The sequence below is a fragment of the Rhodococcus sp. MEB041 genome (assembly GCF_030208955.1).
Taxonomy (GTDB): Bacteria; Actinomycetota; Actinomycetes; order Mycobacteriales; family Mycobacteriaceae; genus Rhodococcoides.
Genome location: NZ_JARVSZ010000002.1, coordinates 946,318 through 962,512, shown reverse-complemented (window position 1 = coordinate 962,512; position 16,195 = coordinate 946,318). Strand labels below are relative to the sequence as shown.

The window sequence follows — 16,195 nt, the reverse complement described above, 5'->3', positions numbered from 1 at the left end:
CCACCACACTCGAATCACCGACCGTCTCGAACCATCCGAAGGGCCCGGCGTGACGCAGACGTACTCCGACATCGTTCCGTTCTTCTCCGACGTCGACGACGTGGCGACCCGCCTCGCCGCCACGGGGTACCTCGCCGACAAGGCGACCGCCACGGCGGTGTTCCTCGCCGATCGTCTGGGCAAGCCGCTGCTCATCGAGGGCCCGGCAGGCGTCGGCAAGACGGAGCTGGCTCGCGCCGTCTCGCAGGCCGCGGGAGCCGAACTGGTCCGCCTGCAGTGCTACGAGGGCGTCGACGAGGCGCGGGCACTGTACGAGTGGAACCACGCGAAGCAGATCCTGCGCATCCAGTCGAGTTCCGGCGCGGGGTGGGACGAGACACGCCACGACGTGTTCTCCGAGGAGTTCCTGCTGTCGCGGCCCCTGCTCACGGCGATCCGTCGATCGGATCCCACCGTGCTGCTGATCGACGAGACCGACAAGGCGGACATCGAGATCGAGGGCCTGCTCCTCGAGGTGCTCAGCGACTTCGCGATCACCGTGCCGGAGCTCGGCACCATCTCGGCGACCAGGCGGCCGTTCACGGTGCTGACCTCCAACGCGACACGCGAGTTGTCGGAGGCGCTGAAGCGTCGCTGCCTGTTCCTGCATCTCGACTTCCCGGACGCCGACCTGGAGCGGCGCATCCTGGCCAGCCGGGTCCCGGAGCTGCCGGAGGCGATGGCCGAGCAGATGGTGCGCATCGTGCAGGTGCTGCGGGACATGCAGTTGCAGAAGCTGCCGTCGGTCGCCGAGACCATCGACTGGGGCCGCACCCTGTTGGCTCTGGGCATGGACGAGGTGAGCGACGCGGCCGTGCGGTCGACGCTCGGCGTCATTCTCAAGCACCGCTCCGATCAGGACCGCGCCGTCGCCGAACTCCGACTCGGCTGACCCGTGACCGGGACGGTGGACATCTCCGGCATCCCCGCACACCTGGTGGGGTTCGTGGAGGCGCTGCGTCGCCGCGGTATCGACGTCGGCCCGTCGGAGACGGTCGACGCGGGCGCGGTGCTGGCCGTTCTCGACATCCTCGATCGGGAGGTGGTGCGGGAGGGTCTCGCGTGCGCGCTGGTGCGCCGACCCGGCCATCGACCCGCGTTCGACGCGCTCTTCGATCTGTGGTTCCCGGCCGCGATCGGTGCGCGGACCGCCGACGAGGAGAACACGGTCGGCCCGCCTCTCGCCGAGGACGGCACCGTCGATCTCGACGCTCTGAAACACGTGCTGGCGGAGCTGCTCGCGGACGGTTCCGCGGAGGCCATGGCGCAGGTCGAGCGCCTGGTGGGTCACATCGTCGAGACCTACGGCAAGTACAGCTCCAGCCGCGGCGAGTCGTTCTCGGAATACCAGACGCTGCGCACGGTGGAGCCGTCGACGCTGCTGGCGAAGATTCTCGACGGACTGATCGGCCGCGCCAGCGGTCCCGGTGCACCCACGACCGGCGAGTTCGAGTCCGAACTGGCCCGTCGGACGGCCGCGGTCCGCATCGCGGAGTTCCGGTCGATGATCGAGAAGGAGACCCGTCGCCGCACCGCCGAGGTGCTGGGCAAGGAACGGGTGGCGTCCTACGGCGTCCCGCGCCTGGCCGAGGACGTCGACTTCCTCCGCGCGTCCGAGTCGGAACTGGCGGCCCTCCGCAAGAACGTCGCTCCGTTGGCGCGGCTCCTGGCGAGCCGACTGGCGGCCCGTCGACGGCGGTCGCGAGCGGGGTCGATCGACCTGCGGCGCACCCTGCGCAAGTCCTTGTCGACGGGCGGCGTCCCCATCGACCTGGTCAACCGCAAGCCCCGTACCGCGCGGCCCGAACTGGTGATCTTCTGCGACGTCTCGGGATCGGTCGCCGGCTTCAGCCAGTTCACCCTGCTGCTCGTGCACACGTTGCGCGAACAGTTCTCCCGAGTGCGTGTCTTCGCTTTCATCGACACCGCCGACGAGGTGACCCGGTTCTTCGACGCCTCGGCCGGACGCGCGTCTCTCGCCGAGTCGATGTCGCGCATGATCGCGGAGTCGGAGCTGATCACCTACGACGGCCATTCCGACTACGGCCACTCCTTCGAGACCTTCACCGCGCATCACCTCGATGCCATCGGTCCTCGGGCGTCGCTGTTGATCCTGGGCGATGCCCGCACCAACTACCGCGATCCGCGCACCGAGTCCCTCGCCCGCATGGTCACCGTCGCCCGGCACGCGCACTGGCTCAACCCCGAGCCGAAGGCGCAGTGGGGGACCGGTGACTCGGCCGCCGACGTCTATCGGCGGGTGATCTCGATGCACGAGTGCCGGTCGGCGGCGCAACTGGCCGAGGTCGTGTCGCGGCTCCTTCCCACGGGATCCTGACGTCTCTCGGTTCGGCCGAATCCTCTGTTCGGGGCAGGTCCACGTAGAGTCGTCACTCGTGCAGGAACCGACGACGCCGCCCGAGGGCCGACGCCCGCGACGTCTCGGCGTCATGGGTGGCACGTTCGACCCCATTCACCACGGGCACCTCGTGGCCGCCAGTGAGGTCGCCGACCGGTTCCAGCTCGACGAGGTCGTCTTCGTTCCCACCGGCCAGCCCTGGCAGAAGCAGGACCGGACGGTGAGCCCGGCGGAGGATCGCTACCTCATGACGGTCGTCGCCACCGCGTCGAACCCTCGCTTCTCGGTCAGCCGCGTCGACCTCGACCGTGCCAAGCCGACGTACACCGTCGACACGCTTCGCGATCTCGCCGACCAGCATCCCGGTGACCAGTTGTTCTTCATCACCGGGGCCGATGCTCTCAGCAGCATCATCGGCTGGCAGAACTGGCAGGAACTGTTCGAGCTGGCCCGCTTCGTCGGCGTGTCCCGCCCCGGGTACGAACTGGGTGCCGACCATCTGGCCGAGTACCTCGATCGGTTGCCGAAGGACGTCCTGACCCTCGTGGAGATCCCGGCCCTGGCCATCTCGTCCACGGAATGTCGACGGCGTGCCGCCGAGAACCGTCCCGTCTGGTACCTCGTGCCGGACGGCGTCGTCCAGTACATCTCGAAGCGGGACCTGTACCGACCCGCCGGGGAGGAGCGTCACGACGGCATCGCGACCGTCTCCGAGCCCGCACCCCAGCACACCGGCACTTCCGCCACCACCGCATCAGCCCTACCAGGAGAGAACACCACGTGAGCGCTACACCCGAGGCCATCAGGGTCGCCAGCATCGCCGCACTCGCGGCGGACGAGAAGCTCGCCGCCGACGTCATGGCCCTCGACGTCTCCGACCAGCTGGTCATCACCGACTGCTTCGTCATCGCGTCGGCACCCAACGAGCGCCAGGTCAACGCCATCGTCGAGAACATCGAGGAGAAGCTCCGCGAGGCGGGCAGCCAGCCCGTTCGTCGTGAGGGCACCCGCGAGGGCCGATGGGCACTGCTCGACTACGTCGACGTGGTCGTCCACGTGCTCCACAACGACGAGCGTCACTTCTACGCCCTCGAGCGTCTGTGGAAGGACTGCCCGGTCCTCGAGATCGAGGGTCTCGGAGCCACGGACACCTCGACGCAGTACGGCACCGACGATCACGGTGTCGACGACGCCCTCGACCACGGTGTCGATCGCGTCACCGAACCGGACGAGTGACGTCCGTTCGACGGTTGGTGCTGCTCCGGCACGGTCAGACCGAGTACAACGCGGCCTCGCGCATGCAGGGTCATCTCGACACCGACCTGACCGAGCTGGGTCGCACGCAGGCCGAGGTCGCCGCTCGAGCGTTGGCATTGCTGCAGCCACACCGCATCGTCTCGTCCGATCTGCGACGGGCACACGACACGGCGACCGCGCTCTCGACGGCCACGGGTGTTCCCGTCGAGCTCGACGAGCGGCTCCGCGAGACGCACCTCGGTGACTGGCAGGGGCTGACGCACCTCGACGTCGACGACGTCTCACCCGGCGTCCGCGAATCGTGGCGCGCCGACGCCGAGTTCCGTCCGCCCGGCGGCGAGTCGCGCGTGGACGTCGCCGAGCGCTCGATGCCGCTGATCCAGGAGCTGCTGAAGGACCCGGAGTGGACCACGGCGCCCGTCGTCGTGGTCGCCCACGGTGGAACCATCGCCGCGCTCACGGCCGCACTGCTCGATCTGCCGGTCGACCGGTGGCCGGTGCTCGGGGGACTGGGGAATGCCAGCTGGGTGCAGGTCGCCGGACACGGAACGGACGACGTCTCCTGGCGCCTGGACGTGTGGAACGCGACGGCCGCCGTGGCAGGTGACGTTCTCTGATGTCCGCCGCGGATCGCCCGGTCCTGCTCGTCCTCGCGGATTCGCTCGCGTACTACGGTCCCGAGGGCGGTCTGCCGGCCGATCATCCCCGCATCTGGCCCACCCTCGTCGCGCGCGAACTGGGGTGGGACGTCGAGCTCGTTGGTCGCATCGGCTGGACCTGCCGCGACGCCTGGTGGGCACTCACCCAGGATCCCCGTGTGTGGGCGTCGATACCGCGTGCCGGGGCGGTGGTCCTCGCGACCGGCGGGATGGACTCGTTGCCGTCACCTCTGCCGACGGCCCTGCGGGAGCAGATCCGCTACGTCCGACCGCCCATCCTGCGGCGCGGTGTGCGCGCCGCCTACGGGTGGCTGCAGCCGCGGCTGTCACACCTGGGCCGTCCGGTGGCCCTGCCACCGCATCTGAGTGTCGACTACCTCGAGCAGATCCGCGCCGCCCTCGCGGCAGTGCGTCCGGAGATACCCGTCATCGCGACGCTCCCGTCGGTGCATCGATGCGACGCCTACGGACGAGTGCACACCGGCCGCGAACCAGCGGTGCGCGCGACCACGGCATGGGCGGTGGGACACGATCTCCCGCTCGTCGACCTCAAGGCGGCCGTCGAGGAGAACATCGTGTCCGGGAACGCGAATCCCGATGGTATTCACTGGGGTTGGGACGCGCACGAGCGCGTGGCCGAGTCCGTCGTCGCTGCCGTGCGCGCCTCCGCCCGCATCTGATCCACAGGGTCGTGGCCGTCCACAGGTGAGCCCGGCGGCGGCTCGTCTCGTCCTGGCCCGGGCCTACCGTCGCGGGCATGGCACCCGAGATCGCTGCTCCCGAGCCGGCCGACCCCGACGGCGGCCGGTCCGACGCGGTGCATCGCCGCGCGGGTCTCGTCGGCTCGCGCTTCCGGATCGATCCGGGGTCCCGCGGCGTCCGTGCCCTCGCCGTGGCCGCCGTCCTTCTCGTGGGCGCCGTGGGGGCAGTGGTGATGCGAGATTCTCCGCAGGTCACCGCGGTGCCGCCGCTTCCCCCTCTGATCACCGAGTCCGAGACGCCGACGACGTCGGCACCGGAATCCGCGGGAGTCGTGGTCAGCGTGCTCGGCGCTGTGATGCGCCCGGGACTCGTCACCGTTCCCGCCGAGTCCCGCATCGCCGATGTCGTCGCGGCCGCGGGTGGGCGCCGGGACGACGCGGACCTCTTCGGGCTCAATTGGGCGGCGAAGGTGTCGGACGGTGACCAGGTGGTGGTGGGGTCGACGACGGGGTCGGTACCGCTCGCTCCGGCGCCCGTGTCCGTGGCCGGTGAGGGGTCGTCCGATGCCGGCGGGAAGGCCCCGGGTCTGGTGTCGCTGAACGAGGCGACGGAGGCGGAGCTCGATGCCCTGCCCGGTGTCGGTCCGGTGACCGCGGGCGCGATCGTGCAGTGGCGCACCGAGAACGGCGGCTTCACGTCCGTCGATCAACTGTCCGAGGTGAGCGGCGTCGGCCCCGCTCGGCTCGAGAAGCTGACGCCCCTGGTCACGGTGTGACCGACGTACCGGCCGTGGATCTGCGGCTCGTCCCGAGTGCGGTGGGGGCGTGGGCTGCGACCGTGGTGGCCGTCGGCGCGGGGTGGCGGCCCGCGGCAGTGCTGGCCGCGGTGTGCGTTCTCGTGGCGGTCGTCGGCTGGTGGTGCCGGCGTCGGCACGGCTGGGGATCGGTGGTGATGCTCGTCGTCGTGGCGGCCTGCTGCGTCACCGCGGCGTTCGCGGCGATGTCGTCCCTGCGGATGCACGAGGTGACGACGGGCCCGGTCCGCGAGGGCGCGCTGCGCGGTGCGTACGCGACGGTCGAGGGCGTCGTCACGGACGATCCACGTCCGATCACGGGCTCGTTCGCGGATCAGGTGCTCGTGCCGATACGAGCGAGCCGAGTGACGCTGCGCGGCACCGTCGTCGATGGGTCGGCCCGGATCACCGTGTTCGCGCCCCCGGATCCGTGGCGGGCACTGGAACCGGGTGTGTCGGTGACGTTCCGGGCGCGGCTCGCGGCTCCCGATCGTGTGGGCGCGGTGGATGCCGTCGCACGTGCCACCGGGCCACCCGAGGTGGGGAGCGCGCCGGCCCTGCTCCGGTGGTCGGGCGTGGTGCGACGTGCTCTCGCGGAGGCCGCTGCCATCGCTCTGCCACGTGAGGAGGCGGGGCTGCTCCCCGGGATGGTGGTGGGTGACAGGTCGGGACTCGACGTCTCCGTCCAGGACTCGTTCACGGCGGCCGGAATGTCCCACTTGACGGCTGTCTCGGGCGCCAATTTTTCTTTCATCATCGGGTGTGTCGTCCTCGGCTCTCGGCTGCTCTCGGCCGGGCCTCGAACCACCGCGGCGCTCGCGGGAATCGTCCTCGTCGCGTTCGTCGTGGTGGCGAGACCGTCACCCAGCGTCCTGCGTGCGGCGGTCATGGGTGTGCTGGGTCTGCTGGCAGTGATGACCGGCCGCCGTCGCCATGTGATGCCGGCCCTGTGCACCGCGGTGCTGGTGCTGCTGGCCGTCGATCCGGGACTGGCGGTGTCGTGGGGGTTCGCGCTGTCGGTGACCGCGACGGTCGCTCTCGTGCTGCTCGCCCCGGTGCTGACGGCGATGGTGAGCCGCGCCGACGCACCGCCCGGTCGCCGACGTCCGGTGCTCGACGCCGTGGCCGTGGCGCTGGCGGCGCACCTGGTGACCGCACCGCTGGTCGCCGCCATGGCTGGAACGTTCTCCGTCTACTCGGTGGCGGCGAACGTGCTCGCCGCACCCGTCGTCGGGCCGGTCACCGTGATCGGCGCGCTGGCGGCCGTGGTGGCCGTCGTGAGCGTGGAGGCCGGGGCCGTCGTCGCCGGGGTGGCGTGGGTGCCGCTGCGGTGGTTGCTGGCCGTGGCCGCGTACACGGCGGACGCTCCCGGTGCGACGGTGCTCACTCCGACCGGGCCGCGGGGCGCCGCCGTCGTCGGGGGATGTGTCCTCGTCGCGGCGGGCGCGGCGGTGATGGTCCGGCGTCGGTGGCTGTCGGCGCACCGTGGCACCATCGACCGGTGAGTTCGACAGCGAGCAGCACCCGTCCCGAGCCCCTGCACCTCGTCCTGGGCGACGAGGAGCTCCTCGTCGAGCGTGCGGTGTCGTCCATCGTGGCCGCGATGCGCGCGGCAACGGTGGGGGCCGGGGCCGAGGTGCCGGTCGACCGTCTGCGGGCGGGGGACACGACGGTCGCCGAGCTCGCGGAACTGCTCAGCCCCTCCCTCTTCGCCGAGGATCGCGTGGTCGTCTTCGAGGCGGCCGCGGAGGCCGGTAAGGACGCGATGACGCTGGTTCTCGACGCCGCGGCGACGCCGGTGGACGGTGTGGTCCTGGTCGTTCTGCACTCCGGTGGAGGCCGGGCCAAGGCCATGGTGGGGGCGCTGCAGAAGTCCGGTGCCGTGGTCCACGAGTGCGCGAAGCTGTCCAAGGCGTCGGAGCGCGTCGACTTCGTGCGGGCCGAGTTCCGCTCCCACTCGGAGACACGCGTCGCTCCCGATGCCATCGCCGCGCTCGTCGACGCGGTGGGGTCCGATCTCCGCGAACTGGCCGCCGCGTGCTCGCAACTGGTGTCGGACACGGCGGGGAAGGTCGATGTCGCGGCGGTCCGCCGCTATTACTCGGGCCGTGCGGAGGTCACGGGCTTCGACATCGCCGACAAGGCCGTGTCGGGTGACCGTGCCGGCGCCCTCGAGGCACTGCGGTGGGCGATGTTGGGCGGCACACCGCACGTGCTGCTCGCGGACGCACTGGCCGAGGCCGTCCACACGGTGGCGCGGGTCGGTTCGGCGGGCCGCGGCGATCCGTTCCGGATGGCGTCCGAACTGGGGATGCCGCCGTGGAAGATCAAGAAGGCGCAGGCGCAGGCCCGCATGTGGGATCCGCAGCGCATCGCCGAGGCACTGCAGGTGGTGGCAGCGCTCAACGCGGACGTCAAGGGCCAGGCCGCCGATGCGGACTACGCGGTGGAACGCGCCGTGAACGTGGTGGCGGGGCTGAGTTCGCGCTGACAGCGCCGCCCAGGCACACGACTACGCCCCGGGCATCGTGCTCGCCCGGGGCGTAGTGCTGACAAGCTACTGCACAGGAACTCTCGAGAAGAACTGCACAGGGACTCTCGAGAGGAGCCGCGAGGGCTCGGGAGAGATCAGAGCTTGTTGAAGGCCAGCGACAGTGCCGACTTCTTGTTGGCAGCCTGGTTCTTGTGGATGACGCCCTTGCTGGCTGCCTTGTCGAGCTTGCGGCTCGCAGTCAGCAGGATCTCCTCGGCCTTGGCCTTGTCGCCGGCTTCGGTCGCCTCACGGAAGGAGCGAATCACGGTGCGGAGCGACGACTTCACCGACTGGTTGCGCAGGCGCTGACGCTCGTTGGTAGCGATTCGCTTCACCTGGGACTTGATGTTGGCCACGCGTAGTTATCCTTCGTCTCTTCTCGGTCCGGGACGGCTGACTCCGGGGAACACTCTCGAGCCGTACGTGCAGTGCTTGTGAAAGCTGGTGACGGTGGGTGCGCACGAGCGTGCCCACGTCCGACGTACGAGACTACCAGCGTCGGTCCGGTAACCCAATTCGGTGATCTCGCTGCAGGGAGTCGGTGTGCACGTGACTCGTGAGGTTGCATGGAATTAACGTGTCCACCGTGCTCCAGGGGTGCCTGTGAGGCAGCATGGCGACCATGAGTCCCCGATCAAGCGCTGCACCACAGGCGAAGAAGAGCCGTTCGCAGTCGCAGTCCTCGTCCGGGCCGAGCGTCTTCGACGGTTACCGGGACATCGGGAAGTACGGACTGGCGTTCGACGAGATGTTCGACGGCGACGGCGGGCTGCGTGGACCGTACAAGGGAATCCACAAGGCGCTCGCGCCATCGGACGCCGCGGAACTGGACGCCCGCTCGGACGCCCTCGGCCGCGCCTTCGTCGATCAGGGCATCACGTTCGCGCTCGAGGGGCAGGAGCGTCCGTTCCCTCTCGACCAGGTGCCCCGGGTCATCGCGGCGTCCGAGTGGAACAAGCTCGAGCGCGGGATCAAGCAGCGGGTCAAGGCACTCGAGTTCTTCCTGGCGGACATCTACGGGGAGCAGGAGATCCTGCGTGACGGCGTGGTCCCGAAATCTCTGGTGACGTCGTGCGAACACTTCCACCGCGAGGCGTTCGGCATCGTGCCGCCCAATGGTGTGCGCATCCACGTCGCCGGTATCGACCTGATCCGGGACGCCGAGGGCACGTTCCGTGTCCTCGAGGACAACCTGCGCTCGCCGTCGGGGGTCTCGTACGTGATGGAGAACCGCCGCACCATGGCGCGCGTGTTCCCCGACCTGTTCGCCAGCCACCGGGTGCGTGCGGTCGGTGACTACGCCACGCACCTGCTGCGCGCCCTGCGTGCCGCTGCCGCGATCAACGAGGCGGACCCCACCGTCGTCGTCCTCACACCCGGCGTCGCGAACTCTGCGTACTTCGAGCACTCCCTCCTCGCCCGGCTGATGGGCGTCGAGCTGGTCGAGGGCCGCGACCTCTTCTGCCGCGACAACGTCGTCTACATGCGCACCACCGAGGGCGAGCGCCAGGTCGACGTGATCTACCGCCGCATCGACGACGACTACCTCGACCCCATGCAGTTCCGACCCGACTCCGTTCTCGGTGTGGCCGGACTGGTCAACGCCGCACGTGCCGGCAACGTCGTCATCTCCAGCGCCATCGGCAACGGTGTCGGCGACGACAAGCTCACCTACACGTACGTGCCGACCATCATCGAGTACTACCTCGGCGAGAAGCCGCTCCTGGCCAATGTCGACACGTACCGGTGCTGGCTGCCGGACGAGTGCGAGGAGGTGCTCGACCGTGTCGACGAACTGGTGATCAAGCCCGTCGAGGGCTCCGGCGGATACGGCATCGTGTTCGGTCCGGACGCGTCGCCCAAGGAACTGGCCACGATCAGCAAGAAGATCCGGGCCGATCCGCGCGGATGGATCGCGCAGCCGGTGGTGCAGCTGTCGACGGTGCCCACCAAGATCGGTGACCAGCTCGCGCCGCGGCACGTCGACCTGCGGCCGTTCGCCGTGAACGACGGTGACGACGTGTGGGTGCTGCCCGGCGGACTGACCCGAGTGGCGCTGCCCGAAGGCTCCCTGGTGGTCAACTCGAGCCAGGGCGGCGGCAGCAAGGACACGTGGGTGCTGGCCGGCCGCGCCACCAAGGAGGACGAGCGTGAGCTCGGCGGGGCGGAGATCGTGTCCGAACCCCCGTCGTCACCCACCGCGGAGCAGGGCCCCGAGCTCAACAGCCAGCAGATTCAACAGCAGCAGCAACAGCTGACCCACTCCCCGAAGGACGGTGCCCGCTGATGTTGGCTCGTAACGCCGAATCGCTGTACTGGATCGGCCGCTACGTCGAACGCGCCGACGACACCGCGCGCATCCTCGACGTCACGGTGCACCAGCTGCTCGAGGACGCGACCGTCGATCCCGACCACACCTCCCGAGTGTTGCTGCGAGTGTTGGGGTTCGAGCTCCCCGACGAGCGCCTGGACGTGTGGTCGTTGACGGAACTCGTCGCGTTCTCCCGCGAGGGCAACGGCTCCATCGTCGACTCGTTGTCGAGCGCCCGCGAGAACGCTCGCGGCGCACGCGAGGTCACCTCGAGCGAGATGTGGGAATGTCTCAACACGACGTACAACGCACTGGGTGAACGCATTCGAGCGTCGAAGCGTCTGGGCCCCCACGAGTTCCTGGGGTTCATCGAGGAGCGCGCCGCGATGTTCGCCGGGCTCGCCGACTCGACGCTCAGCCGCGACGACGGCTACCGGTTCCTGCTGCTCGGTCGCTCCGTGGAACGCATCGACATGACCGTCCGCCTGCTGCTCGCCCGTGCCGGCGACCGACCGTCGTCGCCGGCGTGGGTCACGGTGCTGCGGTCGGCCGGTGCACACGACACGTATCTGCGTACCTACCGTGGCGCTCTCGACGCTCAACGCGTCCTGGAGTTCATGCTCCTCGACCGGCTGTTCCCGCGCTCGGTGTTCTACGCACTGAGCGAGGCCGAACACTCGCTCGACAGCCTCGACCATCACCCCGACATGCGCGTCGGATCCCGTGCCGAGGCGCAGCGACTTCTCGGCCGCGCTCGCAGTGAACTCGAGTTCCTGCAGCCGGGTGTTCTGCTGGAGGACCTGCAGGACCGTCTGATGTCGTTGCAGGAGACCTGCCGCGAGGTGGGTGAGGCGATCTCCAAGCAGTACTTCCACGCAGCGCCCTGGGTCGCCTGGACGGACGCCGGAAGCCGAACGGACGAAGCACAATTGGAGGGTGAACTGTGAGCTGGCGGATGCGCGTCGTGCACACCACGGGGTACAACTACGACGCACCGGTCACGTCCTCGTACAACGAGGCGCGACTGACGCCGCGGAGCGACACCCGGCAGAACGTCATTCTGAACCGCGTCGAGACCGATCCGGCGACGAGGTCGTACCGGTACACCGACTACTGGGGCACCGCGGTCACGGCGTTCGATCTGCACGCTCCGCACACGTCCCTCGAGGTGGCCGGGTCCTCCGTCGTCGAGACGGACGCGTTCGTCCCGCCGGACGAGACCCTCGACTGGGAGGACCTGGCCGCAGACCCCGTGGTGGACAGGTTCAACGAGCTGCTCGGCCACAGCACCTACGTCCCTCGGAACCGTCAGCTGACGTCCGTCGCGAAGAAGTTGGCGAAGGATCTGGGGCCGTACGACGCCGTGGTGGCCGTCTGCGACTGGGTGAACCAGGAGATGTCCTACGTTCCCGGCACCACCGGGGTGCACACGTCCGCGGTGGAGGCGTGGGCCGAGAAGAAGGGCGTCTGCCAGGACTACGCACACCTCACGCTGGTGTTGCTCCGCAGTATCGGCATTCCTGCCCGCTACGTCTCGGGCTACCTGCACCCGAATGCCGAAGCGGTGGTGGGTGACTCGGTCGAGGGTCAGTCACACGCGTGGATCGAGGCGTGGACCGGATCGTGGTGGGGCTACGACCCGACCAACGGTGTGCCGGTGAACGAACAGCACGTCTCGGTGGGTATCGGACGCGACTACGCCGACGTGCCACCCCTCAAGGGAATCTTCTCCGGTGGCGGCTCCACGGAACTCGACGTCGTCGTGGAGATCACCCGGCTGGCCTGACGCCGGATCCGCCCAACAGCGAGCGCGTCAGTCTCTGACGCTCGTCCACGCAGGCGGTGAGCACCGCGGCGACGTCGTCGTCGGTGATCACCGTCGTGTGCCCGTCGGCGCCATGGTCGTCGCGTTCGATCGCGGCCACCACGGTGCGGCGCACGAGTTCTCGGACGTACGAGGCGGTTCCACCCTCGGTCGCCTCCACCAGCGGTGTGAGATCGGCTGCCACGTTCACGGCCGACAGGTAGAGCCGTGCCAACCGTTCGCGACCGCGGGTGTCGGGCAACGGGATCTCGACCGCGAGGTCGATACGGCCGGGCCTGTCCCGGACCGCTCGCTCGATGGAGTCCGGTCTGTTGGTGGTCAGGACGAACGTGACGTCCGCGTCGCCGTCCATGCCGTCCATCGCGTCGAGCAAGGCGAACAGGAGCGAGTTCACACCCGTTTCCTCGCGCTCCCAGGCGATGAGATCGACGTCCTCGACCACCACGACCGACGGGCTCAGGCGGCGTGCAAGGGTGGTGGCCTCGGCGATGTGCCGCATCGCGGACCCGGTCAGTACGATCACCGTGCTCATCGGCACCAGTCCCAGCAGGTGACGGACGGTGTGGGTCTTGCCGGTTCCGGGCGGTCCGTACAGCAGTAGTCCGCGGCCCACATGCTGGCCGGCCTCGCGGAGCCGCGCCGCGGAGGACCCGACGGTGACGAGATGGCGAGTCATCGCCTCGAGGGTGCCGTCGGGAAGGATCAAGTCCTCGCCCGCGACGGTGGGCCTCGCCATGAACCTCACGAGGCCGTTGCCGCGTCCACCGTTCCCTCCCAGGGTCAGGACCTGCCCGCGCATGACGTCGTGGTCGGTCATGAGCGAGAGGAGGGCGTCCAGCGTGCTCGCACCGGCGTCTCGATCGCCGGACAGCACCTCGATCTGGAGTGGGGCCTGGTGGGCCGGGTCGGGAATGTGGAGCGCGACCGCCACGGGAATACCGCCGGGAGAGTGGGTGTCGAGCAACCCGAACACCGGGACGGACATCGTCGACGCGGGACCGACGTCCACCGACCGGTACTCGACCGGTGCGCCGCGACAACTGCCACCGCGACGGCAGGAACTCAGCATGGCGACGAGATCGTCGTGGTACCGCTCGTGGCCACGAACCGACGACCACCGTTGTGCCGCAGATGAAGTCGACTCCTCCGGGCGGTCATCGGCATAGGCCTCGACGGCGAGGACGAGGGTCGCGGCCTGATAGGCGGGGAGTGAGCGGCGATGCGAGATCACCGCATCCGGAGGCGCCGCCAGGTGCGAGAAGATGTGCAGCGCAGGCTCTTCGAGCGGACCGGTGTCGAGTGTCCGGGCGCGATGGGAGAGATGGGACAGGGCTCCGCTGACGATGTCGAGGGAGTCCGGGGAATGCGTGAGGGTCACAGTGAACGCACTACCAGTGCGGATGGTTCGAAGGAATGTGACGCAGGATGTGGCGCCCGTGAGAATGGGGAAGAAGGGGGCGGAAATAACATCCGCACAGAGACGGTAGCACCGCGGCATGGATGTGCGCCAGAGTCGGCCGGAGCTGACGACCCTCGCGGCGTCCGGGCGGAGGTGATTCACTGGAGATTATGTCGGCCTCCGGATGGTTCCTCGTCGCCCTGATCGTTCTCGTCGCCGCCGTGCTCGCGTTCCGACTTCTCGGACGCGCCGCATCCGGCAGGCCCACTACCTCCGGCGACGTCGGAACGGTCGGGTTGGACGACGGTGCTCGCGCCGAGATTCATCGACTGCTGGCCGCCGACAGGAAGATTCAGGCGATCAAGGTCTATCGGGAACGAACTGGAGCCGGACTGCGCGACGCGAAGGTGGCGGTCGAGTCCCTCGAACGCGGTGAGTCCCTCACGCCGGGCCCGGCGCGGTGGGACGACCTCGTTCCACGCCTCACGGCACTGAAGAACGAGGGACAGGCGATCGCCGCGATCAAATTACTCCGCGAGCGGACCGGGTTGTCGCTGCTCGAGGCCAAGAACGCCGTCGATCGACTGTGATCCGAGTTCAGTGCCAGGAGAAGTCGGAGCGCAGGCGCTGTGCCACAAGGTCGAAACGATCACGGGGGAGGACGGCTCCCTCTCGTCGGATCCCGCCCTCGGGAACGTCGAGCACGCGGTCGAGACGGACCCAACTCGGGCGTCCCTGCGCGTCCCACGGCCCGCCGCCGAGGCCGAGCCAGTCGCGGTCGCCGTCGTGCTTGCTCTGACTCGAGAGCATGAGGCCGAGCAGAGTGGAACCGTCGCGGCCGACCACGAGCACCGGTCGATCCTTGCCCTGCGACGGATCCTCCTCGTAGGCCACCCACGTCCACACGACCTCGCCCGGGTCCGCGGCGCCGTCCAGCGCGGGGGAGTACTCGATGCGCCGTGCGCGCATGGCGGTGGGAACCGAGGTCGACGTCACGGGCCGTCCCGACGGTGCTCCGGTGGGTGACGTGCCACCGGCACCGGACGCGCCGATGCGTGAACCCAACGACTGCGTCACCTTGTCGAGGGCGCCGGACCGCTGCAGCTGCCGGAACAGGCGCGGGCCTTCCGCCACTGCGAGTCGTCCCAGTTTCTTGCCGATCGACGCCAGAGTTGCCATGCCGACCAGGCTACCGAGACCCGAGGACGTAGCTCACCACCGTGAGTGAGGTTCGGCTACCCTAAGTCCGATTTCGGGAGATTCCCGATGTGGAAGAGGGTTGTCGTGAGGCGTGGAAGTGTCGGACGTGTGGGTTACCGCACGGTGGTGGCCGTCGGACTGAGTGTCCTGGCGCTGGTGTCGGCGTGCTCGTCCGACACCGAGAGCGGATCGACCGAGGGGTCGGTGACCGTGACTCACGCCTACGGCGAGACCGTCGTGCCGGCCGATCCGCAGCGTGTGGTCTCGGTCGGACTGACCGAGCAGGACACCCTGCTGGCTCTCGGCGTCGTTCCCGTCGGTGTCACGGAGTGGTACGGAGAGCAGCCGGACGCGACGTGGCCCTGGGCTCACGATCTGCTGGGTGACGCCCGGCCCGAGGTGCTCACCCAGGACGACGGCATCCAGTTCGAGAAGGTCACCGCCCTCGAACCCGACCTCATCATCGGCACCAACGCCGGCATGACGCAGGACGACTACACCCGGTTGAGCGCCATCGCCCCGACCATCGCCCACAGCGACGTCGATTCCCCCTACTTCGAGCCGTGGGATCAGCAGACCCGCACCATCGGAGCCGCGCTCGGCAAGCCCGACGAGGCGGAGGCGCTCGTCGAGAACGTCCGCACCCGGTACCGAGAGGCTGCCGAGGCCCACCCCGAGTTCGCGGGGAAGAAGGCCGTCCTCCTGCAGAACGCGATCTACGACGGCAACGCCATCGCCTATCAGGACGGTCTGAGCACGGACTTCCTCACCTCGCTCGGGTTCGAGATCCCGTCCGAGCTCGACGCCTTCGTCCAGGAGGAGGACGCCCAGGCGTACATCCCGTTGGAGAACCTCTCCGTGCTCGACACCGCCGACGTGCTGCTCTGGGCCACCGAGTCCCCGGAGGACCGCGCGACCCTCGAGGCCGACCCGGTGTACTCGTCGTTGCAGGAGGTGCGGGAGAACAGGCTCGTCTTCACCGACGCGATCACGGCCGGCGCCATCTACTTCACCTCGCCGCTGAGCCTGCCGTACCTGCTCGACTCGCTCGTACCGGCATTCGAGAGCACCCTCGCGGGTGCCGGAGCGGCCACCACCACGGCCCCCGCCTGACCCCT

Annotated in this window: 17 protein-coding genes; 14 read left to right on the top strand and 3 right to left on the bottom strand. The window is 69.1% G+C overall.

Annotated features, from left to right (window positions below):
• Positions 1–13: 13 nt before the first annotated feature.
• From QRN16_RS08505 to holA, 9 genes are all read left to right on the top strand, one after another.
• Positions 14–931, top strand: a complete 918-nt coding sequence (locus QRN16_RS08505; protein ID WP_285186131.1) for an AAA family ATPase — start codon at positions 14–16, stop codon at positions 929–931.
• A gap of 3 nt (positions 932–934) precedes the next feature.
• Positions 935–2,377 carry a vWA domain-containing protein gene (locus tag QRN16_RS08500; RefSeq protein WP_285185673.1) on the top strand — a complete coding sequence of 481 codons (1,443 nt, stop codon included), beginning with the start codon at positions 935–937 and terminating at the stop codon, positions 2,375–2,377.
• A gap of 58 nt (positions 2,378–2,435) precedes the next feature.
• The gene (gene nadD, locus QRN16_RS08495; RefSeq protein ID WP_268788579.1) at positions 2,436–3,182 is read left to right on the top strand and encodes a nicotinate-nucleotide adenylyltransferase; all 747 of its coding nucleotides are present in this window, start codon (positions 2,436–2,438) and stop codon (positions 3,180–3,182) included.
• Complete coding sequence (gene rsfS, locus QRN16_RS08490; RefSeq protein WP_051613344.1) at positions 3,179–3,634, top strand: ribosome silencing factor; 456 nt, start codon at positions 3,179–3,181, stop codon at positions 3,632–3,634. Before nadD ends, rsfS begins: the two co-directional genes overlap by 4 nt.
• Complete coding sequence (locus tag QRN16_RS08485) at positions 3,631–4,272, top strand: histidine phosphatase family protein (RefSeq protein WP_056445828.1); 642 nt, start codon at positions 3,631–3,633, stop codon at positions 4,270–4,272. Before rsfS ends, QRN16_RS08485 begins: the two co-directional genes overlap by 4 nt.
• Entirely contained in the window at positions 4,272–4,994 is a 723-nt protein-coding gene (gene octT, locus QRN16_RS08480; RefSeq protein WP_056445825.1) for a diglucosylglycerate octanoyltransferase, read from the top strand. Before QRN16_RS08485 ends, octT begins: the two co-directional genes overlap by 1 nt.
• 77 nt (positions 4,995–5,071) lie before the next feature.
• The gene (locus tag QRN16_RS08475; RefSeq protein WP_285185664.1) at positions 5,072–5,791 is read left to right on the top strand and encodes a ComEA family DNA-binding protein; all 720 of its coding nucleotides are present in this window, start codon (positions 5,072–5,074) and stop codon (positions 5,789–5,791) included.
• Positions 5,788–7,314 (top strand): ComEC/Rec2 family competence protein, encoded by a 1,527-nt coding sequence (locus QRN16_RS08470; protein WP_285185661.1) that lies wholly within the window; start codon positions 5,788–5,790, stop codon positions 7,312–7,314. The genes QRN16_RS08475 and QRN16_RS08470 overlap by 4 nt, the downstream gene beginning before the upstream one ends.
• The gene (holA, locus tag QRN16_RS08465) at positions 7,311–8,300 is read left to right on the top strand and encodes a DNA polymerase III subunit delta (RefSeq protein WP_027505699.1); all 990 of its coding nucleotides are present in this window, start codon (positions 7,311–7,313) and stop codon (positions 8,298–8,300) included. The genes QRN16_RS08470 and holA overlap by 4 nt, the downstream gene beginning before the upstream one ends.
• Positions 8,301–8,437: 137 nt before the next feature.
• Here the strand turns inward: holA and rpsT are convergent, their stop codons facing one another.
• Positions 8,438–8,698 (bottom strand): 30S ribosomal protein S20, encoded by a 261-nt coding sequence (gene rpsT / locus QRN16_RS08460; protein ID WP_027505700.1) that lies wholly within the window; start codon positions 8,696–8,698, stop codon positions 8,438–8,440.
• A gap of 266 nt (positions 8,699–8,964) precedes the next feature.
• Here rpsT and QRN16_RS08455 point away from each other — a divergent pair, with 266 nt between their 5' ends.
• The 3 genes from QRN16_RS08455 to QRN16_RS08445 are packed head-to-tail and all read left to right on the top strand — an operon-like array spanning position 8,965 to position 12,439.
• Positions 8,965–10,629 (top strand): circularly permuted type 2 ATP-grasp protein, encoded by a 1,665-nt coding sequence (locus QRN16_RS08455; protein ID WP_197027785.1) that lies wholly within the window; start codon positions 8,965–8,967, stop codon positions 10,627–10,629.
• Positions 10,629–11,600, top strand: a complete 972-nt coding sequence (locus QRN16_RS08450) for an alpha-E domain-containing protein (protein WP_027505702.1) — start codon at positions 10,629–10,631, stop codon at positions 11,598–11,600. Before QRN16_RS08455 ends, QRN16_RS08450 begins: the two co-directional genes overlap by 1 nt.
• Before the next feature lie 8 nt (positions 11,601–11,608).
• On the top strand, positions 11,609–12,439 hold the full coding sequence (locus tag QRN16_RS08445) for a transglutaminase family protein (protein WP_082544533.1): 831 nt from the start codon (positions 11,609–11,611) through the stop codon (positions 12,437–12,439).
• Here QRN16_RS08445 and QRN16_RS08440 read toward each other — a convergent pair.
• On the bottom strand, positions 12,423–13,856 hold the full coding sequence (locus tag QRN16_RS08440) for an AAA family ATPase (protein ID WP_285185657.1): 1,434 nt from the start codon (positions 13,854–13,856) through the stop codon (positions 12,423–12,425). The two genes, QRN16_RS08445 and QRN16_RS08440, sit on opposite strands and share 17 nt — an antisense overlap.
• A 191-nt stretch (positions 13,857–14,047) precedes the next feature.
• Here QRN16_RS08440 and QRN16_RS08435 point away from each other — a divergent pair, with 191 nt between their 5' ends.
• Entirely contained in the window at positions 14,048–14,467 is a 420-nt protein-coding gene (locus QRN16_RS08435) for a hypothetical protein (RefSeq protein WP_285185654.1), read from the top strand.
• A gap of 7 nt (positions 14,468–14,474) precedes the next feature.
• Here QRN16_RS08435 and QRN16_RS08430 read toward each other — a convergent pair whose 3' ends face one another.
• Positions 14,475–15,056 carry a type II toxin-antitoxin system PemK/MazF family toxin gene (locus QRN16_RS08430; protein WP_222631571.1) on the bottom strand — a complete coding sequence of 194 codons (582 nt, stop codon included), beginning with the start codon at positions 15,054–15,056 and terminating at the stop codon, positions 14,475–14,477.
• A 129-nt stretch (positions 15,057–15,185) separates the two neighbouring features.
• Between QRN16_RS08430 and QRN16_RS08425 the strand changes: the two genes are divergently transcribed.
• Complete coding sequence (locus QRN16_RS08425) at positions 15,186–16,190, top strand: iron-siderophore ABC transporter substrate-binding protein (protein WP_051613348.1); 1,005 nt, start codon at positions 15,186–15,188, stop codon at positions 16,188–16,190.
• The last annotated feature ends 5 nt before the right edge of the window (positions 16,191–16,195 follow it).

Coding starts and splice junctions, on each gene's coding strand:
- octT (WP_056445825.1), top strand. CDS start 4,272: ATGTCCGCCGCGGATCGCCCGGTCCTGCTCGTCCTCGCGGATTCGCTC.
- QRN16_RS08475 (WP_285185664.1), top strand. CDS start 5,072: ATGGCACCCGAGATCGCTGCTCCCGAGCCGGCCGACCCCGACGGCGGC.
- QRN16_RS08455 (WP_197027785.1), top strand. CDS start 8,965: ATGAGTCCCCGATCAAGCGCTGCACCACAGGCGAAGAAGAGCCGTTCG.
- QRN16_RS08450 (WP_027505702.1), top strand. CDS start 10,629: ATGTTGGCTCGTAACGCCGAATCGCTGTACTGGATCGGCCGCTACGTC.
- QRN16_RS08445 (WP_082544533.1), top strand. CDS start 11,609: ATGCGCGTCGTGCACACCACGGGGTACAACTACGACGCACCGGTCACG.
- QRN16_RS08435 (WP_285185654.1), top strand. CDS start 14,048: ATGTCGGCCTCCGGATGGTTCCTCGTCGCCCTGATCGTTCTCGTCGCC.
- QRN16_RS08430 (WP_222631571.1), bottom strand. CDS start 15,056: ATGGCAACTCTGGCGTCGATCGGCAAGAAACTGGGACGACTCGCAGTG.